This is a genomic window from Pigmentiphaga sp. NML080357, assembly GCF_002188465.1.
Taxonomy (GTDB): domain Bacteria; phylum Pseudomonadota; class Gammaproteobacteria; order Burkholderiales; family Burkholderiaceae_B; genus Pigmentiphaga.
Genome location: NZ_NINW01000024.1, coordinates 213,222 through 235,787 on the forward strand (window position 1 = coordinate 213,222; position 22,566 = coordinate 235,787).

20 protein-coding genes, 2 tRNA genes and 1 pseudogene are annotated in these 22,566 nt (G+C 67.8%); 8 read left to right on the forward strand and 15 right to left on the reverse strand.

The features are described 5' to 3' along the window. Positions 1-210: 210 nt before the first annotated feature. The 4 genes from CDO44_RS08290 (at position 211) to CDO44_RS08305 (ending at position 4,055) form a co-directional block, all read left to right on the forward strand. Entirely contained in the window at positions 211-1,374 is a 1,164-nt protein-coding gene (locus CDO44_RS08290) for a Gfo/Idh/MocA family protein (RefSeq protein WP_087779755.1), read from the forward strand. After that, positions 1,371-2,561, forward strand: a complete 1,191-nt coding sequence (locus tag CDO44_RS08295) for a dihydrodipicolinate synthase family protein (protein ID WP_087779756.1) — start codon at positions 1,371-1,373, stop codon at positions 2,559-2,561. Before CDO44_RS08290 ends, CDO44_RS08295 begins: the two co-directional genes overlap by 4 nt. Positions 2,562-2,573: 12 nt before the next feature. Beyond that, entirely contained in the window at positions 2,574-3,449 is an 876-nt protein-coding gene (locus tag CDO44_RS08300; protein ID WP_087779757.1) for a sugar phosphate isomerase/epimerase, read from the forward strand. 108 nt (positions 3,450-3,557) lie between these two features. Continuing rightward, the gene (locus CDO44_RS08305; RefSeq protein ID WP_087779758.1) at positions 3,558-4,055 is read left to right on the forward strand and encodes an MgtC/SapB family protein; all 498 of its coding nucleotides are present in this window, start codon (positions 3,558-3,560) and stop codon (positions 4,053-4,055) included. Positions 4,056-4,115: 60 nt separating this feature from the next. Here the strand turns inward: CDO44_RS08305 and CDO44_RS08310 are convergent, their stop codons facing one another. From CDO44_RS08310 to imuA, 3 genes are read right to left on the reverse strand one after another with little or no spacing between them, the layout of a single operon-like run. Continuing rightward, positions 4,116-7,283: an error-prone DNA polymerase gene (locus tag CDO44_RS08310; RefSeq protein ID WP_087779759.1), complete on the reverse strand. Its 3,168-nt coding sequence runs from the start codon at positions 7,281-7,283 to the stop codon at positions 4,116-4,118. A gap of 6 nt (positions 7,284-7,289) precedes the next feature. After that, a complete protein-coding gene (locus tag CDO44_RS08315; RefSeq protein ID WP_087779760.1) occupies positions 7,290-8,759 on the reverse strand; it encodes a DNA polymerase Y family protein in 1,470 nt (489 codons plus the stop codon). Beyond that, the gene (gene imuA / locus CDO44_RS08320; RefSeq protein WP_087779761.1) at positions 8,689-9,441 is read right to left on the reverse strand and encodes a translesion DNA synthesis-associated protein ImuA; all 753 of its coding nucleotides are present in this window, start codon (positions 9,439-9,441) and stop codon (positions 8,689-8,691) included. The genes CDO44_RS08315 and imuA overlap by 71 nt, the downstream gene beginning before the upstream one ends. Positions 9,442-9,612: 171 nt before the next feature. On the opposite strand from imuA, the gene CDO44_RS08325 reads away from it, so the two are divergent. After that, on the forward strand, positions 9,613-10,917 hold the full coding sequence (locus CDO44_RS08325; protein ID WP_233146089.1) for a pyridoxal phosphate-dependent aminotransferase: 1,305 nt from the start codon (positions 9,613-9,615) through the stop codon (positions 10,915-10,917). On the opposite strand, the gene CDO44_RS08330 is transcribed toward CDO44_RS08325, so the two are convergent. Beyond that, positions 10,914-12,101, reverse strand: coding sequence for a S9 family peptidase (locus CDO44_RS08330; protein ID WP_087779762.1), 1,188 nt, complete (start codon positions 12,099-12,101; stop codon positions 10,914-10,916). The genes CDO44_RS08325 and CDO44_RS08330 overlap by 4 nt on opposite strands. A 51-nt stretch (positions 12,102-12,152) precedes the next feature. Then, on the reverse strand, positions 12,153-13,127 hold the full coding sequence (locus CDO44_RS08335; protein ID WP_087779763.1) for a tripartite tricarboxylate transporter substrate binding protein: 975 nt from the start codon (positions 13,125-13,127) through the stop codon (positions 12,153-12,155). Between the two features lie 121 nt (positions 13,128-13,248). On the opposite strand from CDO44_RS08335, the gene CDO44_RS08340 reads away from it, so the two are divergent. Continuing rightward, on the forward strand, positions 13,249-14,166 hold the full coding sequence (locus CDO44_RS08340; RefSeq protein WP_087779764.1) for a LysR family transcriptional regulator: 918 nt from the start codon (positions 13,249-13,251) through the stop codon (positions 14,164-14,166). A 19-nt stretch (positions 14,167-14,185) separates the two neighbouring features. On the opposite strand, the gene CDO44_RS08345 is transcribed toward CDO44_RS08340, so the two are convergent. The 5 genes and pseudogenes from CDO44_RS08345 to CDO44_RS08360 form a co-directional block, all read right to left on the reverse strand. Next, positions 14,186-15,652, reverse strand: a complete 1,467-nt coding sequence (locus tag CDO44_RS08345) for a diguanylate cyclase domain-containing protein (protein ID WP_158213226.1) — start codon at positions 15,650-15,652, stop codon at positions 14,186-14,188. 97 nt (positions 15,653-15,749) lie between these two features. Continuing rightward, a complete protein-coding gene (gene rnhA / locus CDO44_RS08350; protein ID WP_233146094.1) occupies positions 15,750-16,214 on the reverse strand; it encodes a ribonuclease HI in 465 nt (154 codons plus the stop codon). 96 nt (positions 16,215-16,310) lie between these two features. After that, positions 16,311-16,430 (reverse strand): annotated as a pseudogene (locus CDO44_RS28250) (DUF5710 domain-containing protein); the annotation flags it as partial. Positions 16,431-16,613: 183 nt separating this feature from the next. Further along, positions 16,614-17,954, reverse strand: a complete 1,341-nt coding sequence (locus tag CDO44_RS08355; RefSeq protein ID WP_158213227.1) for an MATE family efflux transporter — start codon at positions 17,952-17,954, stop codon at positions 16,614-16,616. Positions 17,955-18,046: 92 nt separating this feature from the next. Further along, a tRNA-Asn gene (locus CDO44_RS08360) sits at positions 18,047-18,122 on the reverse strand. 73 nt (positions 18,123-18,195) lie between these two features. Between CDO44_RS08360 and CDO44_RS08365 the strand changes: the two genes are divergently transcribed. After that, positions 18,196-18,795: a YigZ family protein gene (locus CDO44_RS08365; RefSeq protein ID WP_087779768.1), complete on the forward strand. Its 600-nt coding sequence runs from the start codon at positions 18,196-18,198 to the stop codon at positions 18,793-18,795. Between the two features lie 19 nt (positions 18,796-18,814). Here the strand turns inward: CDO44_RS08365 and CDO44_RS08370 are convergent, their stop codons facing one another. The 4 genes from CDO44_RS08370 to CDO44_RS08385 all read right to left on the reverse strand — a co-directional run bounded on the left by CDO44_RS08370 (position 18,815) and on the right by CDO44_RS08385 (position 21,717). Beyond that, a complete protein-coding gene (locus tag CDO44_RS08370; RefSeq protein WP_087779769.1) occupies positions 18,815-19,633 on the reverse strand; it encodes an alpha/beta hydrolase in 819 nt (272 codons plus the stop codon). 134 nt (positions 19,634-19,767) lie between these two features. After that, the gene (locus tag CDO44_RS08375; protein ID WP_087779770.1) at positions 19,768-20,250 is read right to left on the reverse strand and encodes a copper chaperone PCu(A)C; all 483 of its coding nucleotides are present in this window, start codon (positions 20,248-20,250) and stop codon (positions 19,768-19,770) included. A 90-nt stretch (positions 20,251-20,340) separates the two neighbouring features. Beyond that, positions 20,341-20,703 (reverse strand): DUF2946 family protein, encoded by a 363-nt coding sequence (locus tag CDO44_RS08380; RefSeq protein WP_087779771.1) that lies wholly within the window; start codon positions 20,701-20,703, stop codon positions 20,341-20,343. Between the two features lie 54 nt (positions 20,704-20,757). Further along, complete coding sequence (locus tag CDO44_RS08385) at positions 20,758-21,717, reverse strand: tripartite tricarboxylate transporter substrate binding protein (RefSeq protein WP_087779772.1); 960 nt, start codon at positions 21,715-21,717, stop codon at positions 20,758-20,760. Positions 21,718-21,945: 228 nt separating this feature from the next. Between CDO44_RS08385 and CDO44_RS08390 the strand changes: the two genes are divergently transcribed. Continuing rightward, positions 21,946-22,407, forward strand: coding sequence for an aminoacyl-tRNA deacylase (locus CDO44_RS08390; RefSeq protein WP_158213228.1), 462 nt, complete (start codon positions 21,946-21,948; stop codon positions 22,405-22,407). A 45-nt stretch (positions 22,408-22,452) separates the two neighbouring features. Here the strand turns inward: CDO44_RS08390 and CDO44_RS08395 are convergent. Next, positions 22,453-22,528: transfer RNA gene (locus CDO44_RS08395), tRNA-Asn, on the reverse strand. Positions 22,529-22,566: the final 38 nt, after the last annotated feature.

The window sequence follows — 22,566 nt, forward strand, 5'->3', positions numbered from 1 at the left end:
CGGCTTCCGCCAAGCAAACCGCGCCGTTGCCACGGCGCGGTTTTTTTATGGGCGCAGACACGCGGTCCGCCTGTGAGAACCCACCTCATTAGGGTTTCCCCCGCCGTCCATTCCGCCAAGCCACCGTTGACATCCCATTGCTTCATCGTCACTATTCACCAAATGGTGAATTAAGTGCAACCCGCCCCGCTGATCCACGGAGACAAAAGCATGGCAACACAACGACTCGGCCTCATCATGCATGGCGTGACCGGCCGCATGGGCATGAACCAGCACCTGATCCGGTCCATCGTGGCCATTCGCAAGCAGGGCGGGGTCACCCTGTCCAACGGCGACAAGGTCATGCCAGACCCCATCCTCATCGGCCGCAATGCGGAGAAAATCGAAGCGCTTGCCAAGGCCCACGACATCCCTCGCTGGGGCACGGACCTGGACAAGGCCCTGGCCAATCCGGACGATTCCGTGTTCTTCGACGCCGGCACGACGCAGATGCGCCCCACGCTGCTGGCCAAGGCCATACGCGCCGGCAAGCACGTGTATTGCGAAAAGCCCATCGCTACCAACCTGAACGAGGCGGTGGAGATCTGCCGGCTGGCCGAAGGCTCCGGCCTCAAGCACGGCGCGGTGCAGGACAAACTGTTCCTGCCGGGCCTGCGCAAGCTGGACATGCTCAACAAGGCGGGCTTCTTCGGCAAGATCCTGTCGGTGCGCATCGAGTTCGGCTACTGGGTGTTCGAGGGCGACCTGCAGCCCATCCAGCGCCCCTCCTGGAACTACCGCACCGAGGACGGCGGCGGCATCATCCTCGACATGGTCTGCCACTGGCGCTACGTGCTGGACAACCTGTTCGGCGAAGTCCAGGCCGTGTCCTGCCTGGGCAAGACGCACATCCCCACGCGCTGGGACGAAGCCGGCAAGCCCTACCAGGCCACCGCCGACGATGCGTGCTACGCCACCTTCGAACTGGAGGGTGGCGTCGTGGCCCAGGTCAACAGCTCGTGGGTCACGCGCGTGCGCCGCGACGACCTCGTCACCTTCCATGTGGACGGCACGCATGGTTCCGCCGTTGCCGGCCTGACCGATTGCCGTACGCAATCGCGCGTCAATACGCCCAAGCCGGTGTGGAATCCCGACGTCAAGCAGACCATGCCGTTCTACGACCAATGGCAAGAGGTGCCCGACACCCAGGTCTACGACAACGGCTTCAAGGTGCAATGGGAGCATTTCATCCGCCACGTGGTGGAGGACGCGCCGTACCGCTGGACGTTGCCCGAAGGTGCGAAGGGGGTGCAGCTGGTCGAGGCCGCGTTGCGCAGCTGGAATGAACGCCGCTGGGTGGACGTGCCCAAGCTGGATATCGGGGCCGCGCGATGAGCCTGTCCATAACCTTGCCCTCGCCCGCAGGCCTGCAACGCTACGCGCTGCGCGAGCGGGCGGCGTTCCAGCCGCCCAAGGCCGGTGTCCGGTTCAACCGCATCGCCTATTCGGCCGCGCACGTGGTGGCCGATCCGCTGGCCGCGGTCGACCCATGGCTGCAATGCGCGGTGGACTGGGACGCCACCATCGCCTATCGCCAGCGCCTGTGGGCGCTGGGGCTGGGCGTGGCCGAGGCCATGGATACGGCCCAGCGCGGCATGGGACTGGACTGGCCAACCTCGCTCGAGCTGATCCGCCGGTCGCTGGACGCGGCGCGCGACGTGCCAGGCGCCCGTGTGGCCTCGGGCTGCGGCACCGACCACCTGGCGCCCGAGGATGCCCGCGGCGTCGACGACGTGATCCGCGCCTATGAAGAGCAGATGGAGGCCATCGAAGGGCTGGGCGGCCGGCTGATCGTGATGGCCAGCCGCGCGCTGGCGCGGGTGGCAAGCGGCCCGGCGGACTACGAGCGGGTCTACGACCGCATACTGCGCCAGGCCAAGGAGCCCGTCATCCTGCACTGGCTGGGGGACATGTTCGACCCGGCGCTCGCGGGCTATTGGGGCAGCGCGGACCTGGACGCGGCCATGGAGACGGCGCTCGGCGTGATCGCCGCGCACCCCGGCAAGGTCGACGGCATCAAGATATCCCTGCTGGACAAGGACAAGGAAATCGCCATGCGCCGGCGCCTGCCCGCGGGCGTGCGCATGTACACGGGCGACGACTTCAACTATGCCGAACTAATCGCCGGCGACGGCCAGGGAGACCAGCCCAATCATCGGCAGAGCGACGCGCTGCTGGGCATCTTTGATGCGATCGCTCCCGCCGCGAGCGCCGCGCTGGCCGAACTGGCCGCCGGCGACCTGGATCGCTTCAACGAAATCCTCCAGCCCACGGTGCCGCTCTCGCGCCACATCTTCGCCGCCCCCACGCGGTTCTACAAGACAGGGGTGGTGTTCATGGCCTGGCTCAATGGCCACCAGAAACACTTCGCGATGGTGGGCGGGCAGCAGAGCGCTCGTTCGCTGCAGCACTTCGCCGAATTGTTCCGGCTGGCCGACGCGGCCGGTTTGCTGGAACAACCCGAACTCGCCGTGCACCGCATGCGGACGCTGCTGGCCTTGCATGGCCTGGAGCAAGACTAGGGATTCACACTCATGCGAGACTTCTCCAAAGACCATGAATGGATGTCCATCAACACGGCCACGGTGCGCAAGGCGCATGGAAAGGAAGTGCCGCTGCTCGACATCCTCGATGCCTGCGCGCGTCATGGCGTGCGGGCCATTTCCCCCTGGCGCGACCAGGTTGCCGCCGTCGGCCTGAAAGAAGTGTCGCGCGCCGTGCGCAGCCACGACCTGGCCTTGTCCGGCTATTGCCGCGGCGGCATGTTCACAGCCTCGGACGATGCCGGCCTTGCGCGCGCCCGCGACGACAACCGGCGCGCGGTGGACGAGGCGTGCGAGCTGAACGCCGCCTGCCTGGTCCTGGTGGTGGGGGGGCTGCCGGGGGCATTGCAAGGCCAGGCCGAGTATCGCGACATCGGGCGGGCCCGTGCGCAGGTGACGGACGGCATCGCGCAATTGCTGGAATACGGCCGCGAGCGGAAGATGCCGATCGCGATCGAGCCTCTGCATCCCATGTACGCCGCCGACCGGGCCTGCATCAACACACTGGAACAGGCGCTGGACGTGTGCGATTTGCTCGATCCGGCCGGCAGCGGCGATCTCGGTGTGGCAGTGGATCTCTACCACGTCTGGTGGGATCCCAAGCTGCAGACGCAGATCGAGCGAGCCGGAAAGCGCCGCCTGCTGGCTTTCCACGTGTGCGATTGGCTCACGCCCACGACCGACCTGTTGAACGACCGCGGCATGATGGGCGACGGCGTGATGGAGATATCCAAGGTTCGCGGCTGGGTCGAAGCCCAGGGGTTCGCCGGGTATAGCGAGGTCGAGATTTTTTCCTACCGCTGGTGGGAGCGGAGCACGGACGAGATCCTGCGCACCTGCATCGAGCGCCATCGCGCCGTCGTCTAGGGCCGCAGGCGGCGATTCATACCTTGTTACCGCCGTGCCATGTTTGTGACGGCGCCCACGGCCGCGCTGCCGTAGTCTGGCGCCTGGCGGACATGCCGGGACGAGTCTATGGAAAGCGGATTGTGGGCGCAGGTATGGGCGGCGGCCTCGGGAGAATTCTCGGATCTCCCCGACGTAGGCGAATTCACCCGGGTGCTGGTGCGCCTGCTGGTTGCCATGGTGCTGGGCGGATTGCTGGGGCTGGAGCGGGAGATCCGCGGTACCTCGGCGGGCTTGCGCACGCACATGCTGGTGGCGCTGGGCGCGGCCTTGTTCGTGCTGGTGCCCTTGCAGGCCGGCATGGAGGTGGCCGACATGAGCCGCGTCCTGCAAGGCGTGATCGCGGGCATAGGTTTCCTCGGCGCGGGCGCCATCCTGAAAGACAACAATCGCGAAATCCATGGACTCACGACCGCCGCGAGCATCTGGCTGACGGCGGCCATCGGCATCGCGGCGGGCATGGGCAGAGAAATGACCGCCATCCTGAGCACGCTGTTCGCGCTGGTGATCCTGGCGCTGATACGCAAGCTCACGCACGAGCGTCAGTCAAGGATGCCCACCCCCTAGCGGCCTTTGGCCGCTCCCCCTCGAGGGGGACGCGCGGAGCGCGGAGGGGGTGGGTTTCCCTCAGTGGAAATTCCGGCTCGACACGACCAGCTTGCCCAGCAGCGGCGTCAGATCGACCAGCCGCTTGGCCAGGAGGTGCTGCACGCCCTGGTGCGACTGCCAGGTGCCGTACACGCCCAATAGCGGCGCGCCCACCAGTTCCCGGCGCTGGCGTTCGACCAGCCCCGGCCAGACGATGACGTTGACCTGGCCGGTCTCGTCTTCCAGCGTGACGAAGACGGCGCCCTTGGCGGTGCCGGGACGCTGGCGCACGGTCACGATGCCGCAGGCGCGGGCCAGGCGGCGGTCGGGGTAGGTCTTCAATACCTCGGCCGGCATGAAGCCGCGACGGGCCAGGCGGTCGCGCAGCAGGGCCACGGGGTGGCGGCGCAGCGTCATCTTCAGGGATTCGTAGTCGGCGCGGATGTCGTCGGCTTCGTTGGGCGCATCGAGCAGCGGCGCCTGTTCGTGCACCATGGCGTCGCGCAGCAGGTCGCGCTGGGGGACGCTGTCGATGGCTTCCCACAGGGCGGCGCGGCGGTGGCCGGACAGGCGGCGCAGTGCATCGGCCGCGGCCAGGGCCTGCAAGGCATGCCGATCGAGATCGGCGCGCCGGCCCAGGTCGGTGGCGTCGGCAAACGGTCGGTGTTCACGCGCCGCCTGGATGCGCCGGCCGGCTGCTTCCGACAAGCCCTGCACCTGGTTCAGTCCAAGCCGCACGGCCGGGCGTTCGTCGCCGGTGTCTTCCAGGGTGGCGTCCCAATTGCTGGCCAGTACGTCGACAGGCAGGACGGCCACGCCATGGCGCTGGGCATCCTGGATCAACTGGTAGGGCGAATAAAACCCCATGGGCTGGCTGTTGAGCAGCGCGGCCAGGAAGGCTTCGGGTTCGTGGCATTTGAGCCAGGAGCTGGAGTAGGCCAGTTGCGCGAAGCTGGCGGCGTGCGATTCGGGAAAGCCGTATTCGCCGAAGCCCTGGATCTGGCGGCAGATGGAGTCGGCGAAGGCGCGGTCGTAGCCGTGGATCAGCATGCCGGTGACGATGCGTTCGTAGTGCTGCGCCAGGTCGCCCTTGCGCCGCCAGGCCGCCATGGAGCGCCGCAGTTCGTCGGCCTGGCCTTCGCTGTAGCCGGCGGCGTACATGGCGATCTGCATGACCTGTTCCTGGAAGATGGGCACGCCGTAGGTGCGGGCCAGGGCCTTGCGGACCTTGGGGCTGGGATACGGAATCCGGGCGGGGCCGTGCAGGCGTGCTTGTTCGCGCTGTTTCAGGAAGGGGTGCACCATGCCGCCCTGGATGGGGCCGGGCCGGACGATGGCGACCTGTATCGTCAGGTCGTACAGATTGCGCGGCTGCAGGCGGGGCAGCATGCTCATTTGCGCGCGGGACTCGATCTGGAAGACGCCTATGGTGTCGGCCTTGCAGATCATGTCGTAGGTGTCCGAGTCGTCGGGAGGAATGCTGTAGAGATCGAGCAGCCTCTGCTGTCGCTGGCTGGCGAATTCCAGGGCGCGCCGCAGCGCCGTCAGCATGCCCAGTGCCAGCACGTCGACCTTGAGCAGGCCGACCGCGTCTAGGTCGTCCTTGTCCCATTGCACGACGCTGCGGTCCGGCATGGCGGCGTTCTCGATGGGCACCAGGCGCGACAGCGGTCCGCGCGACATGACGAAGCCTCCCGGGTGCTGGGAAAGGTGGCGCGGGAAGTCCAGCAGTTGCTCGGTCAGCCTGGCCCAGAGTTGGGCTTCGGCAGAGTCGGCGGCGAGTCCGCATTCTTCGAACCGGTTCAGCAAGTTCTTTCTGCCGTCCCACCATTGGTGGGCCTTGGCGACGCGATCGACCAGGGCCAGGTCGATGCCCAGCGCGCGCCCCACGTCGCGCAGTGCGCTGCGAGAACGGTAGCTGATGACGACGGCGGTCAGCGCGGCGCGGCGCCGTCCGTATTTTTCGTAAATGTGCTGGATGACCTCTTCGCGTCGCTGGTGCTCGAAGTCGATGTCGATGTCCGGCGGCTCGTTGCGTTCCTTGCTGATGAAGCGTCCGAACAGCGAGTTGTCGTCCGGCGGGACCACGGTGATGCCCAGGCAGAAGCAGACCGCGGAGTTGGCGGCCGATCCGCGTCCCTGACAGAGAATGCGGCGGCTCTTGGCGAACCTGACCAGGTCGTAGACGGTAAGGAAGTAGGCCTCGTACTGGAGTTCGCTGATCAGCGCGAGTTCTTTTTCGAGTTGATCGCGCACTTTGTCCGGGATGCCTTCGGGGAAACGTCTGTTGGCGCCGGCATAGGTCTCGTCGCGCAGGTAGGTTGCGGGCGTGGCCCCCGCCGGCACTAGTTCCTCGGGGTATTCGTACTCGAGTTCCTTCAGATTGAAGGTGCATAGTCCGGCGATGCGCAGGCTTTCCCGCATCAGCTCGGCGCCGTAGACCTGTGCCAGGTGCACGCGCGCGCGCAGGTGCTGTTCGGCATTCGGCACCAGCGCATAGCCGCATTCGGCCACGGACTGGCGCAGGCGGATGCCGCACAGCGTGTCGTGCAAGGGCTTGCGCGAGCGGACGTGCATCTCGACCTGGCCCAGGGGCACGACGGGCAGGTCCATCGTGCGGGCGACGTCTTCGACGGTCTGGCGGTGGGCGCCGTCGCCGGCGCGATTGAGCAGCGACAAACCCATCCAGCACCGCCCCGGAAAGGTCCGCGCCAGCCAGCCGGCCTGCTTGGCAAGCACATCGCGGGCGACGCCGTGGGCGGGCGCAAGTATGGCCAGGCAGTCCGGCACGCCGCGCAGATGATCATGCTCGGGCTCGGGGTGGGAAAGATCGCCGGGCAGCAGGCGGTAGCTGCCCTTGGCGGCGCGCATGCGAGCATAAGTGATCAGTTCCGACAGGTTGCCGTAGCCTTCCTTGTTGGTGGCCAGCAGGATCAGGTCCAGGGGCGGAATGCCGTCCTGGGCGTCGAGCCGGAACTGGCTGCCCAGGATCAGGCGCAGCTTGTGTTTCTTCGCTTCCTCGTGCGCGCGCACGACGCCGGCCAGGGAGCATTCGTCGGTGATGGCCAGAGCCGTGTAGCCCAGTTCGGCGGCGCGCTCGACCAGTTCCCCGGGCCAGGAGGCGCCGCGCAGGAAGGTGAAGTTGCTCAGACATTGCAATTCGGCGTAGCCGGGCAGGGAGGGGAGCGAGGGCGGGAGCGATGGCATGGCGGTTCAGGCGTAGAGCCCGTGCAGGTACCAGCGCGGCTCGTCCAGCGCCTGGTCCAGGTAGATCCAGTAGCGGATGCCGTCTGCGCTTTCGGCCACGAAGTAGTCGCGCGAGATGGGGGCGCCGTCCCACCAGCCGCTTTCCAGGCGTTCGGGACCGTGCAGCAAGCGCAGCGGCGTGCCGTAGTGCGGCCGGTTGCCGCGCAGGACCAGGGCGATGGGCTGGGCGAGCAGCCACAGGGGGCGCTCGGCTCCGGGAGCGGTGTCCTGCGGACCCGACGAGGATGGGGACAAGGCCGGTTGCCAGCAGTTGGCGACTTCCGGCCGGTGGTCGGCGCGTGGCCGGGCGGCCAGCACACGGTCGGCGCCCAGTCGCGCCGTCAGCAGTTCCAGTAGCCGATCGTGGTCGGCCGGGGTGCCGCCGGGATCGGGGAACAAGGCTTCGGAGGGCGCGGTGCGGGTAACGAGCTGGTCGGCGTGCAGGGCCACGGCGATGGCGGGGGCGGCCAGGGTCAGGCGCTCGAGATGTTCCTTGAGCAGGCGCAGCAGGTGATCGGCCTGCCAGCCGGGCTGGGCCAGGGCCACGGCGAGCCGCGTGGGTGGCCGGGCATGGCGGCCGCGCTCGTGTTCGAGGACGAGGACGATGGTGCGGGCGGCGGTATGGGTGGCTCCGAGCCAGCCGGCAAGTTGCTGGACGAGGCGCCGGGCCACGACCATTACCGCGGTCGTGTGTTCGAGCCGGGCGATCGGTTCGAGGCGGGCCGAAAACTGCAGGGGGGCGCGGACCCAGTCGAACAGTTCCGGGGCGCGGCCGCGGGCCTGATCGAGCATGTGGGGCAGGGCGTGGCCGCAACGCCGTTGCAGGCCGGCCCGCGGCAGCCGCATCAGGGCGGCAATGGTCCGGCACCCTATGCCTTCGAGCCAAGCCTGATGAAGCCGTGCCGGAGGCAGCAGCAGGCATGGCAGCCCGGCCATCCGGCGCAACAGGCGCTCCTGCCGCAGTACGCGGCGTGGACCGGGCGTCGTTCGTGCCGCAAGCAGCCAGGCGCCATGGGCGGTCGGCGCCATGCCGACGCGGGCGCGGCAGCCCAGTTGTTCCAATGTGCGCCGGATGCGCCGGCTCAGTGCCAAGGGGCCGCCGAAGGCCCGCAGGCTGGCGCTGACGTCGAGCACTACGCTGGTATCGGGGCCCAGCGCGACTTCCGGCGTGTATTGCAGCATGGCCAGCGCGGCGGCATCGAGCAACTGCTTTTCCCGTTCGGGGTCTCGCTGAATGAACTCTGCATGTGGGGCAAGAGCGCCAGCGCCCTTTTTGCGCATGCCGGGGCGCACGCCCAGTTGCGCGGCGGCGGGTGTCACGGCCACCACCGTTTCGCGCTCCAGGACCACCAGCGGGCCGGCCGTGTCATCCGGCCAGGACAGGCTCAGTGCGTCGAGGCTGGAGTGCGTCAGGTAGACGCTGATCCACAGGCGCATGGGGAGACTCGGAAAAGACGGGAATCGAATCCACGGCAGTTGCCGTGCGCGGCTGTGCGAGCGGCACCAGCAGGCTCGCATCGTGGACGGGACCGCGGCGTTTGAGGATGTCCACGCGCAGGTGGTCGGCGGCGGGACGCAAAATCAGGCGCAGCGGCGCGGGCGATGCCGCGCGGGCGGCTTCGGCATGGCGGAATACGAAGAAGGCGGTGTCGCCGGCCTGGGCGGCCAGGTGCAACCTGCGCAGGGCGGTTGCAGGTGGACGGGAGGGCCAGTAGAGCAGGGCCGCGCAATGCCCCTGCTTGAGGATCTGTTCGGCCGCCCACAAGCCATCGGCCGCCTGTGCCGGCGCTATCCACAGCAGTTGCCGGCTGGAGATGCCATGGGTCTGCCAAGCCTGGACGGACGGCTGGTGGGGCGGGTGGAGCAGGACGATGCTGCGCTGGGCGGGCAATTGCCGCAGCGCCGGCAGCAACAGGCGGATTTCGCCTATGCCCGGCTGCGGCAGCAGCAGTTCGGTCAGGCTGCCCAGCGGCCATCCGCCGTCGGGCAACTGGCGGGAAAGCTCGGCATGGCCGGTATCCAGGCCGGGGCGGCAGTTGCGGGCAAGCTGCGATCCCCGCCACAGGAGGGGATGGATCGCGGTGCTGGCGCGCGGCGTGGAGATTCCGGCAGAAGGCATGGGACAACAACGGTTTACGGCAGGATACTGTATAAATATACAGTGATCGAGTCAAGCCGTGGAAAGTCATCGCAACGCCGATGCGGCTCCCCGCTTTTTGGGGATTTCGTGTTCTATGTTCTAGTATCTCGGCTTGGGAGCGCTGCTGCCCCACTCTCCGGAAGACCGTGCATGAAACCCATCAACAAATCGAACAAACTAGCCCACGTCCTGTACGACATCCGCGGCCCCATCATGGACAGGGCCAAGCAGATGGAAGACGAAGGCCAGAAGCTCATCAAGCTCAACATCGGCAACCTGGCCGTGTTCGGTTTCGACGCTCCCGAGGAAATCCAGCTCGACATGATCCGCAACCTGCCCAACTCGGCGGGCTATTCGGACAGCAAGGGCATCTTCGCCGCGCGCAAGGCGGTCATGCACTACACCCAGGCGCAGGGCGTGCAGGGCGTGACGCTGGAAGACATCTACCTGGGCAACGGCGCCTCCGACCTGATCGCGATGGCCACCAACGCGCTGCTGGACGACGGCGACGAGTTGCTGCTGCCCGCGCCGGACTACCCGCTGTGGACGGCGGTCGTGAGCCTGTCGGGCGGCACGCCCGTGCACTACCTGTGCGACGAGGCCAAGGGCTGGATTCCCGACCTGGACGACATCCGGGCCAAGATCACCCCGCGCACCAAGGGGATCGTGGTCATCAACCCGAACAACCCGACCGGCGTGGTCTATCCCGACCACGTGCTGCAGGAAATCGTCGCCATCGCGCGCGAGCACGGGCTGGTCATCCTGGCCGACGAGGTCTACGACAAGGTGCTGTACGACGACGCCCGCCACACCGCGCTGGCGAGCCTGTCCACCGACGTGCTGACGCTGACCTTCAACTCGCTGTCCAAGAGCTACCGCGCCTGCGGCTACCGCGCGGGCTGGCTGGTGGTCTCGGGCGACAAGCGCGCCGCGCGCGATTACATCGACGGCCTGAACATGCTCGCCAACATGAGGCTGTGCGCGAACGTGCCGGGCCAGTGGGCGATCCAGACCGCGCTGGGCGGCTACCAGAGCATCAACGACCTGGTGGCCCCGGGGGGCCGGCTGCGCCAGCAGCGCGACCTGGCCTATGAATTGATCACCGCCATTCCCGGCGTGACCTGCGTCAAGCCGCAGGCCGCGCTCTACATGTTCCCGCGGCTGGATCCCGAGGTGTATCCCATCGAGGACGACCGCCAGTTCTTCCTGCAGATGCTGGAAGCCACGCGGGTGATGCTGGTGCAGGGAACGGGGTTCAACTGGCCGCATCCCGACCACTTCCGCATCGTGTTCCTGCCGCACGAGGCGGATCTGCGCGAGGCCATCGGCCGCATCGCCAAGTTCCTCGAGGACTACCGCCTCAAGCACGCCAGGAAGGCGCCGGCGTCGCCCGAGGCCGGCGCGGACGATCGTGCCGTCGTCGTGCCGGCCAAGTTCGGGGCGAAGGCCGGCTAGCGCGGGCGTCGATCCTGCGGGCGCTGCCCAAGCTCCCGCATGGTTGCGCCGACCCAGTCAGCGATGGCGTCCACGCCCAGCGCCAGGTTGTCGACGCTGCAATGCTCGGCGCCGCCATCGCGCAGCGTATGGACGAACAGCTCCGCCTTGGGGCTGTTCACGCATTCGGCGACCAGGCGTTCGGCCTGGGCCAGCTTGATCTGCCGGTCGTTCTCGCCGTGCGTGACCAGGATGGGGCACCGTATGCGATGCAGCACGCCCTCCAGCGTCATGCGGTCCGCCGTGGCCAGCAGGCCTTCCATGGTGGTCTGGCCGAACACCCACATCACATGTTCCCAGTAATGCGGAACGGGTAGCCGCGGGTCCTGGCTCTGGTGGCGGTAGCGCTGGGTCGCGCCCCAGTCGTAGTTGGCGCCCCAGGCCACGCAGCAGCGCAGGCGGGGTTCGAAGGCGGCGGCGCGCGGCGCGTGATAGCCGCCCAGCGACAACGCCATGATGCCGATGCGCGAGGCATCGACGTCGTCGCGTCCCTCCAGGTAGTCGACGCAGGCCGAAGCGGGCACCTCGGCCTCGGGGAAATTGGTCAGGCCCTGCAGGCGCAAGGCCTCGCCCACGCCGGGGTTGTCCACCAGCAGCACGGACACGCCGCGCTCGCGCAAGGCCTCGCCCATGCCCATCAGGTACAGGATCTCCTTGGTCACGTCCAGGCCGTCGAAATGCACCATGCAGGGCGCGCCGCCGGGCGGCGTCTCGCGCGCCGGGACGTACAGGGCCGGCAGGGTGGTGCCCTGGTAGGGCACGTCCACCCATTCGACGGGCTGGCCGGTCAGCTCGGCGTAGCGCCGAAAGCACTCGAGCATGTTGCGGAAGGCCGCGTCCCGGCCAGGGAAGCGCGGCGCCTGCATGCGTTCGGCCTGCACGTAGTAGATGGCGGCGCGCTTGAACTTGCGGCCCGCGCTGTAGGTGCGATCGTGCTGGAGGTCCTGCTGCGCCAGCGCCTTCACGCGGTCGGCCAGCCCGGTCCAGGCGGTGAACAGGATCTCGGCCGCATGCGGGTCGCCGCGGCGCGACGCTTCCTTGACGGGGCCGGAGGCGTCGTCGAGCTCGCCGATCTCGGCGCCCATGCCGAGCGCCAGGTTGACGGCCATATTCCAGGTGTAATTGTCGCCGAAGTATTCAAACATGGTCGATGTCCATTCGTGGTTGCGTGGAAAGTGCGGTGGTACCGGCGAAGGTCAGTCGGCCTTGATATTCTTCTCGGCGATCAGCCTGGCCCACATCGATTGCTCGGCGACCAGGTCCCTGGCGAATTGGTCGGGCGGCTGGAGCACGAGGTCGTAGCCGTCCTTTTGCAGGCGGGCCTGCATCTCGGGCATGCGCATGACCCGGGCGATTTCCGCCGCCAGCTTGTCCCGTATGCCGGCGGGCAATCCCTTGGGCGCGAAGACGCCTTGCCAGACGTAGGCCTCCACCGGGACGCCTTCCTCGCGCATGGTGGGAATGTCGGGGATGGCGGGCGACCGCTGCGCGGCGGCCAGCGCCAGTCCCCGCATCTTGCCCGCGCGGACCATGGACTGCGAATTGCCGACGGAGTCGCACAGGAAGTCCACCTCTCCGGCGATGACCGAGGTCTGTGCCGGCCCCGCGCCCGAATAGGGCACGTGCAGGGCCTTGATGCCCGCCGCATCCAGCATCTGTTCGCAGGCGAGGTGGCTGCCGCCGCCGGTGCCCGCGCTGGCGTAGCTCAACGCGCCTTGCCGGGACTTGGCCAGGGCGAGGAATTCCTTGAAGGTCCTGGCCGGCAGCTTGGCCGAGGCCACCAGGTAGGCGGGAAAGCGCAGCGCCTCGGTGATGGGCGTGAAATCGGCGGCCGGGTCGAAGGTGTGCTGCTTGTGCAGCAGCGGGCCGATGACGTGGGCGCTGTTGGTGGTGTAGAGCAGCGTGTAGCCGTCGGCTGGCGCATCCTTGACCAATCGGCTGCCGATCAGGCCGGTGGCGCCGGCGCGGTTGTCAACGATCACGGGCTGGCCCAGCGCCTCGCCCAGCAGCTTGCCGGCCAGGCGGGCATAGGTATCCGTGGAACCGCCCACGGGGAAGGGCACGATCAGCCGGATCGGCCGGGTGGGATAGGCCTGCGCGCCCGCCGTGGCCGCGATCAGCAGCGACGCGGCGGCAAGGACAAGGCGCGGCGCGATGAGATGGCGTTGCATGGTGTCTCCGTCTTGTTCATGTGCCAGGACATTTTGGACGGACTCGCGGCGCAGGAGAAATGCCGTTTTTCGGGGCGAGCTATAAAATAATTCGATAGCGAAAACGCATGGCGAGGCAGCGATGGATCTGGTTCAACTCCGGTATTTCGTGCGCGTCGCGCAGTTGAAGAGCTTCACGAAGGCCTCGGTGGCGCTGCACATCGCACAGCCCGCGCTGACGCGGCAGGTGCTGCTGCTGGAGGACGAACTGGGCGTGCAGCTCCTGTTCCGCCACAGCCGCGGCGTCGAACCGACCGAGGCCGGCATGCGGCTGCTGTCGGGAGCCGAGGCCATCTTCCGATTGGTGCGCGAAGTCAGCGCCAACGTCATCGCGTCCAGCACCACTGTCGCCGGCACGCTGCGGATCGGCTTTCCGCCTTCGCTGGGCGGCTTCGTGATCGGCACGGTCGCGGCCGCGTTCCAGAAGATGTACCCGCAGGCCACGTTCGACCTGTGCGAGGGCCTGAGCAACGAATTGCGCGACCGGCTGCTGGCCGACAGGCTCGACCTCGCGGTATTGGCCGGGGGCGCCAATCCGCTGCTCGTCAGCACGCACCTGTGCGACGAGGAGTTCTGGGTGATGATGCCCCGCCGCCGCAAAAGCCGGCATGCGCTCAGGACCTACTCGCTGAAGGAGTTGGCCGGGCTGCCGCTGATCCAGCCCGGACGCGCGCAACTGGCGCGCCAGCACATCGAGAGCGAGGCCGCGCGCCTGGGCGTGGCGCTGAACGTGACGGTGGAGACCGATGCCTTCCAGGTCATCAAGGATCTCGTGCGCCGCGGGGTAGGGGCCCACATTTCGCCGTACTCCGGCATAGGCGCCGACATCAAGCGCGGGGACTTCGACGGCGGCCCGGTGAAGGGCCTGTTTCTGTCGCGCTATCTCGTGCGGCGCATCGATCGGCCCATCAGCCTGGGCATCACGAAGTTCCAGGAGATCCTGGTCGACACGCTCAGGGACCTGGGGGCTTCTGACCGGGCGATCCGGCTGCCCGCCTGAGGCGGGTTCGCTGTCGGCCTCAGCGGGTCTCGGGACTGACGCGATACTGGTTCCTGCCGGCCCGTTTGGCTTCGTACATGGCCATGTCGGCCGCGCGCAGCAGATGAGCGGGGTTGATGCCGGACCCCGCGCGGTAGATCGCGATGCCCAGGCTGGCATGGATCTGCACCGGCTGTCCGGCAAGCCGCATGGGAGCGGCGATGTCGGCCAGGATCTGCCGGGCCATGGTTTCACCTTGCGCATGGCCGCCATCGTCCCGGGCGATCACGACGAATTCGTCCCCCGACAACCGCGCGACCAGTTCTGCGCCGGGCAGGCCGGCCTTCAGGCGCCGCGCAATCTCTTTCAGCAGCTGATCGCCCTGGTCGTGTCCCAGGGTATCGTTGACCTGTTTGAAACCGTCTAGGTCCAGGAACAGGACCTCCAGCACGCCGCCGCGCCGGTCGGTCGAGGCCATGGCCCGGGGCAGCCGCTCCTGGACCGCGCGGCGGTTCGGAAGGCCGGTCAGCGTGTCGCGGCGAGCCTCGAGCCGGGTGGCCTGTTCGCGCGTGCGCCGTTCGGTGATGTCGTGCACGATGCTGTGGAAGCCCACGATCCTGTCCTCGACGATGTCGGGAATCAGCGTGACCGCGCCGTAGTGCGTCGTGCCGTCGGGGAAGACCAGCGGCATCTCGAACGAGACCCGCTTGTGGCGCCGCGTGGCCCGCTTCACGTGCCGTTCGATGTCGTGCGCCTTCTCGGGGCCGAAGGTCTCGGCCAGGGAACGGCCGATGATGTCGCGGGATGGCTTGCCTACGGCGACCCGGTACGCTTCGTTGACGAAGCGGTAGCGCAGGTCGGGGCCGAAGTACCCGATCATGGCCGGCAGGTGGTCCGTCAAGGTCTGCAGTTGCGCGTGCGCATGGCTCAATTCGCGGGTGCGCTGCTCGACCTGTTTCTCCAGCGCGGCCAATCCGGCAGCAAGCGAGGACTCGGTGGTGGTGCGCACGCGCAGGGTGGCTTCGCGCCGCATGATCTCGTGGTTGGCCAGTTGAGCCGCGTCGCTCAGCAGATCGAGCTGGTTGGCGCTCAACTGCCGCGGCACGGTATCCAGCACGCACAGGCTGCCCAGGGCCAGCCCGTCGATGCTGCGCAAGGGGATCCCGGCATAGAAGCGCACACCCGGCGCGCCGCAGACCAGGGGATTATCGAAGAAGCGTTCGTCCTGGGTCGCGTCGGGCACGAGCAGACGTTCGCCGCCCACGATGCAGTGGGCGCAGAAGGCGTATTCGCGCGGCGTTTCAGAGATGTCCATCCCGACCTTGGACTTGAACCACTGGCGGTCCCGGTCGATCAGCGACACTAGCGCGATCGGCACGCCGATGGCATTCGCGGTCATTCGCGTGATCAGGTCGAAGGCCGGTTCGGACGGCGTGTCGAGCAGGTCGAGGGCCTGCAGCAGGGAGAGGCGTTGTTCTTCATCCGGAGCGAGCGGGGCGGCTTGCATGGCGTGAACGCGCTGACGTCGACGCGACAAGGATAGAGCATGTCGGCCCCGCCGGGTGCCCCCGGGGGGGGGGCCCCGCCAGATGGCTGTCCGACCGTTATCCTGCGGCGCCGTGCTCGGCCACGATGCGCACCACCACTTCGCCGCGGCCGGTACGCTTGGCGTGGTCCAGCCCTTCGTTGGCCAGCGCATCCGCGCGTTCGTTGCCGCGATGCCCGCTATGTCCGCGCACCCACCGGAAGGTTGCGCGATGCCGGTCGGCCTCGGCGATCAGCGTCTTCCACAACTCGACGTTCTTGACGTCCTTCCAGTTCTTGCGCACCCAGCCGTGGCGCCATTGCGTCATGCCGTTCACGACGTATTGCGAGTCGGTGTAGACGACCACCTCGCAGGTCTGCGGCAGCCAGCGCAGCGCCTCGATGGCCGCGGTCAGTTCCATGCGGTTGTTGGTGGTGTCGGGCGAGCCGCCGAAGATCTCCACGGTCGCTGCCGGCGTGCGGATCAGCGCGCCCCAGCCTCCCGGACCTCCCGGATTGCCGCGGCACGCGCCGTCGCAATAAATGACCGCGCCACCCGCGGGCGGCGTCTCGTCCTCGGCAGGAAGGGGGGCGACCGGCGCGAGCGGCGCAGTGGCCGAAGCGGCGTCCAGCCAGCGCTGGAAGGGCGCGAGGTCGGCGGCGTCCTTGACGTACCACTTTTTCTGCGCGGGAGACCATCTGGCTCCGAGCGCCTTGGCTTCGTCCTTCTCGGCAAAGGGCACCTTCAGCCAGACAACCATGGGATCACCATCTCAATGCAAGGGGCGTGACCTTAATCGGCCATGCGAGCCGTTGTCAAGGCAAGGGCATCCGGGGGTGCTCAATTCATGAGCGGAGAACCTCAAAGCGCGCAGCCATGCGGGTCGTTTCCGCTCGTCCTGCCGCTGTCCCCAGCCTTGTCCACAGGATGCGGGGATAACCCGCTAGTTCGCCGAGGCCGAGACACCGGACGCTCGGTAGAGCACGCGGGGCGCGGCCAGGTGAAGGGTAAGGCCGCGCAGGGCGTTGAACGCAAGGAATGACAGCCACAGCCCATGATTGCCGAAGAGCGGCAAGAGGCCGAGGGACAGCGCCAGGAACGCCGCGCCGCAGACGAGCATGGATTGCATCAGCGCCCGCGTTTGGGTGGCGCCTATGAACATTCCGTCGTACAAATAGGCCCAGACCGATGCGATAGGCGCCAGCGCGATCCAGGGCAGGAAGCGCATGGCCGTTTCGCGCAGCGCGGGCTGGTCGGTCAGCACGCCGACGATCGAGGGGCCGGCCACCGCGTACACCAGCGCATAGGCCAGCGCGCCGGCGGCGGCCCAGCCCATGCACAGGCGCACCGCGCGCCGCAATCCGGGGGCGTCGCCGGCGCCCACGGCCGAGCCGACCAGCGCTTCGGCCGCATGGGCGAAACCGTCGAGCCCGAAGGCCATGAAGGTCAGGAAGTTCAGCAGCAGCGCATTGGCCGCGAGCACCGTGTCGCCCTGGGTGGCGCCCAGGTGGGCGAACCAGCCCATGCTGGCCAGCAGGCAGGCGGTGCGCACGAAAATGTGGAAGTTGATGCCGACCAGCCGCCGCATGGCCGAGGAATCGAGCAGCGCCGTCAGGCGCAGGCGAGGCCAGGCGGCGCGGTGCGCGCGCCACAGCAGGAAGCCGCCGGCCAGCGTGCCGGCGCCGTCGGCCACCGCGGTCGCCGCGCCGATGCCGGCCACTCCCAGTTCGAAGACATGGACGAACAGCAGCACCGCGGCAAGGTTGACCAGGTTGATGAGGATCTGCAGGCCGAGCGCGATGCGGACTCGCTGGCATCCCAGGAGCCAGCCCAGGACGACGTAGTTGGCCAGCGCCAAGGGGGCCGCCCAGATCCGGCCCAGGCAGTATTCCATGGCCTGGCGCGTGGCATCGGCGCTGCCGCCCAGCAGGCCCAGCACGAGCACGATCAGCGGCCGTTGCAGGACCAGCAGGACGAGTCCGATTCCCGCCGCCAGGATCAGGGCCCGCGCCACGCTGGCGGCCATCGCCGGTTCGTCGCCTTTGCCCCAGGCCTGGGCGACGAGGCCGGTGGTGCCCATGCGCAGGAAGCCGAAGCCCCAGAAAAGAAAGCTGAACAGCAGGCTGCCCAGCGCCACGCCCGCCAGGTATTCGGGACCGGGCAGGTGGCCCGCCACGGCCGTATCGACCGCCGACATCAGGGGCTGGGTCAGGTTGGCAAGGACGATGGGCAAGGCCATCGCGAGGATGCGCCGGTGGGTGAGGGCAGAAGTGGCTGGTGGCACGGATTGTCGTTGCGTTCTGCTTGTGCTTGCGCCGCGATGGAACGCCAAAATGAAAAACGGACGCCAGGGGCGTCCGTTTTTCATGGATATCTTGGCTCCCCGAACTGGGTTCGAACCAGTGACCTGCGGATTAACAGTCCGTCGCTCTACCGACTGAGCTATCGGGGAATCGAGCCCATAACTATAGCAGAAAAAGAAGTTTCGTCAAAGAAAGGGGAAGGCGCGCGGTAAACTCGCCGGCATGAGTCCTCTCTTCACGCTCGAGGCGCCTTGCAGCTACCGCGAGGAGATCCGCAAGAGCCGGTTCATCGCCCACGCGGCGCCGGTCGCGAGCGCGGACGACGCGCTGGCGTTCTTCTCCCGGCATGCCGATGCGGCGGCCACTCACAATTGCTGGGCCTATCGCATCGGCGCTTCATATCGTTTCAACGACGACGGCGAACCCGGCGGCACCGCCGGCCGCCCCATCCTGCAGGCCATCGACGGGCAGGCCTGCGACCGCGTCGCGGTACTGGTGGTGCGCTGGTTCGGCGGCACGCTTCTTGGGGCCGGCGGGCTGGTGCGCGCCTACGGCAGCTGCGCGGCGAATTGCCTCAGGCAAGGGCGCCGGGTGCCGCTGCTCGACCTGGCGCAGGCGGAAATCGCCTGCACCTTCGCCGAGCTGCCGCTGTTCAAGGCACGGCTGCGCGACCACGGCGCCGAAGTAGTCCAGGAGCGTTTCGACGAGCAGGGGGCGCGCCTGGCGCTGAAAGTGCCGCGGCCGAACCTGGAGGAACTGCGGCGCGTACTGGCGGACCTGAGCCGCGGCCGGTCCATGCTGGAAGTGCTCGACGAGCCTTGAGGCGAAGTCCTTGCGTGCTTTAGAGGCCGGCGAGCTTGCACGCGCGCTGGGCCAGGATGCCGTCGGGCGAGGCGAGGTCGTTCAGGATGGTGAAATGATTGCGGTCGGCCAGCCGCAGCAGTTCGCCCGGCAGGCCGGCGCGGGCCGCGGCGAAGGTCTCGGACTGGCGCTGGAGCTCGGGAAGCTCGGCCGCGCCGTAGGCCAGGATCAGCTCGCGCTTGCTGGGCGGGCGGTGCAGGGGGCTGAGCCGTTGCACGTCCGGCGGGCATAGGCAAAGCTTGTCGTTCAGGTAGCTCAGGCGTATGGGCTCGAGATCGTAGATGCCGCTGACGGCGAGCCCGCCGCGCACGCCGGGCTCATCCAGCACCATGGCGGCCAGATGGGCACCGGCCGACCAGCCGCTGACGATGAGCCGTTCCGGATCCGTGCCCCATTGTGAAGCGTGCCGCGTCAGCCAGCCGATGGCCGAGCGGATTTCCCCGACGATACCGCCGAGCGATTGCTCGGGAGCGAGTGTGTAGCCCACTAGCGCCACGTGCAAGCCGTGGGCTAGCGGGCCGGCGGCGAGAAAGCTGAAGCTTTCCTTGGAGCGGGACTGCCAGTAGCCGCCATGGATGAAGACCATGAGGGGGCCCGGGCGGGCGGCGGGGAAATAGTCGATCCGGTTGCGCGGCGCGGGCCCGTAGCGCAAGTCCAGGTATTGGGGGTGGGCGGCGCGCAGCTTGGCGCTGCGCTCGTCGAATTCCGCCATCAGCACCGCGCTGTTGAGCACGGCGGCGGAATTGTTGTAGGAGGCATCGAGCGCTTCCCGGGTCATTCCGTTGTACAGCGCAGTCATGCGGCTATTCCGGTCCAGGCGGGGAGCAAGGAAATCATGATCACGGGTTGCAGCCAAAGTGTCCGAAGCAGAAGAATTCATCCTTTCAAGCTCTATTGCAAGACCCGTGCCGGCTCCCCGTCCAGACCGCCGCATCAGTGATGCGTGCCGCCCGAACCGTGCCCGCCGGCCCCGGCGCCTGCCGCCTGAACCTTGAAGTCCACCTTGACTTCGCCCGCTTTTTCGAAAATCAGAGTGGCGGGGAAGCTCGAGCCTTCTTTCAGGGGCGCCTTCAGGCGCATGAACATGATGTGGTAGCCGCCGGGCTTGAGTTCCACTGTGCGCCCGGCAGGCAGTGCGATGCCGTCGACCTGCCGCATGCGCATGACGTCGCCGTCCATCTGCATGGTGTGTAGTTCGGCCGTGGCAGAGATGTCGGCGCGGACGGCGACGAGCTTGTCGTCGGCGCCGGTGTTGGTGAGTTTCAGGAAGCCGCCGCCGCTGGGCTGGCCGGCCACCGTGGCGCGGGCCCAGGGGTGGCCGATCTGGATGCCGCCCGCGGTGTAGTCGTGGGCGCCGGCCGGGCCGGCGGCCAGCAGGGAGAACAGGAGGCTCAGGGTAAGGGTACGAATCTGCATGCTTTGTCTCGTCGAGGAAATCGTGATCGGCAATGCCGGGCGCGGCGCGTGGCCGTACCGTCCGGCGTGGTACGCACAGGAACGGGCGTTTCAGGCCGGGGGTGCACGAGGCGAAAAATGCAGATGCGGTGTGGCAGGGAAATCGCATGCCGCGCGAGCGGTCCGGTAAGCGGGACCAAGGTCGAGCGCGACGGAAATCTCAGGCCCGGCGACGGGCGGAGGCAGGGTGGCGACATGGGCGCCCGCCAGGCACAAGGGACATTGCAAGGCCGCCAGGACATGCGGATCGCCGTCCTTGGGGGGTAGCGGCACGGCCACCGTTCCCTGCTGGGAACACAGGGCCGCCAGCAGCGCCGGCCGGGCGGCGGCCGCATGCGCCATCGGCATGGCGGCATGCCAGAGCGCGCACAGCAGTGCCAGCCAGGCGAGGCGGAGGGAAGCGTAAGCGGCCATGGGGCGGATGATACCCCAGTCCCGGCCTCGGCCTCGCAACGCCGAGGCGGCGGATCACTCGGGCTTGATGCGCGCCTTCCTCGCCACGTCGCCGAAGAGCTTCACCTCGCGCTCGATGCGCGCCTTCATCTGTGCGGCCGTCTCCTGCATGGGCTCGAAGCCGGCCGCCCGCAGCTTGCCGGCGTACTCGGCATTGGCTACGACCTTTCCGACGGCATCCGCGAGCCTGGCACGGGCGCCCGGCTCGACGCCGACCGGCAGCATGATGCCGAACCAGATGCTCATGACGACTTCCGGGTAGCGTTCCGCCGCGGCGGGAACGTTGGGCAGGGCGGACAGGCGCCTGGGCTCCATGACCGCCAGCGGCACCAGGCGGTTGCTGCGTATGTATTCGGCGGACGGCGCATAGGTGGCCGAGGCCAGGTTGATCTGGCCGCCGACCGCGTCGGCCACGACCGCCGCCGCACCCTTGTAGGGCACGTGCACCAGATCGATGCCGGCCGCCGATTTCAGCAGTTCGACCGCGAAGTGCTGCGGCGTGCCGTTGCCCGAACTGCCGTAGGTCAGCTTGCCGGGATTCGCCTTGGCATGGCTGATGAGCTCGTCCAGCGTCTTGACGGGAGCCTGCGGGTGGGCGAGCAGCAGCAGCGGCGTGCCGCCGATCAGGCCGATCGGGTCGAGGTCTTTCGTTATGTCGAAGGGCAGGTCCTTCTGCATCGACGGCGCGATCGAGCGCGCGCTGTCGGCGAAGAGAATCGTATAGCCGTCGGCCGGTCCTTTGGCGACCATGTTGGACCCGATCACTCCGCCCGCGCCGGGCCGGTTCTCGACGACCACCTGCTGGCCGAGTTCGGCCGACAGGTAAGGCGCGATGAGGCGCGCGACGATGTCGGTGCCGCCTCCGGGTCCGAACGGCACCACGAAGCGGATGGGGCGGGAAGGAAAGGTATCGGCCTGGGCTGCCGCGCCGGCCAGGGCGAGCAGCGCGGCCCACAGGAATGCGCGCTTTTTCATGGTGTCTCCTCCAGTCGCTCGCCGGCGCGAGGATGCTCGCGGTGTCGTTGTCTTTGGGCCGGCGGGCCGTCGTGCTGCGGCAAATTACCGAAGGGCATCGCATTGATCAAGATTGAATGTTGAATAAACCTTTGGCGGCCACGGCCGCTGCGCCGCTTGCGCCTGGTCTCGCGGCCGGCAAGAATGCCGGCACTGCGCCTTGCGCGCGAGGATTGCGAGGGTATTGCCATGAGTCCGGAAGTCCATGCCTTCCTGGAGCGCCGCGAGGCGGTCTACGCGTTGCACGAGCATCGCCCCATCGTGTCGTTCGACGATGCCCGGGCCGCGCTGCCTTTCGATCCCGCCGCCATGGTCAAGAGCCTGGCCTTTCGCCTGCCTGGCGGGGGCTATGCCGTTGCCGCGCTGCGGGCGGCCGAACGCGCCGACTACAAGAAGATCTCCGAGGCGTTCGGCGTGCGGCGCGCCGACCTGGCGCTGGCCGGACCCGACGACGTGGAGGAGGCTTTGGGCATGGTGCCGGGCGGAGTCTGCCCGTTGCCGATCAACGGGGCGAGGGTGGTGGTCGACGAGGCAGTGCCCGCCATGGCGGTGGTGTTCTGCGGGACGGGGCGCAGCGACACGACTATGGAAATCGCCGGCGCCGAGTTGCTGCGCGTGGCGGGCGCAGCGGTGGCGCCGCTCTCCAAATAAAAAAACGGACGCTTCTTCCCGGCGTCCGTTTTTTGCTGAATTTCTTGGCTCCCCGAACTGGGTTCGAACCAGTGACCTGCGGATTAACAGTCCGTCGCTCTACCGACTGAGCTATCGGGGAATCGAGCCAAAAAATATAGCATGAATCGTTACAGTTTC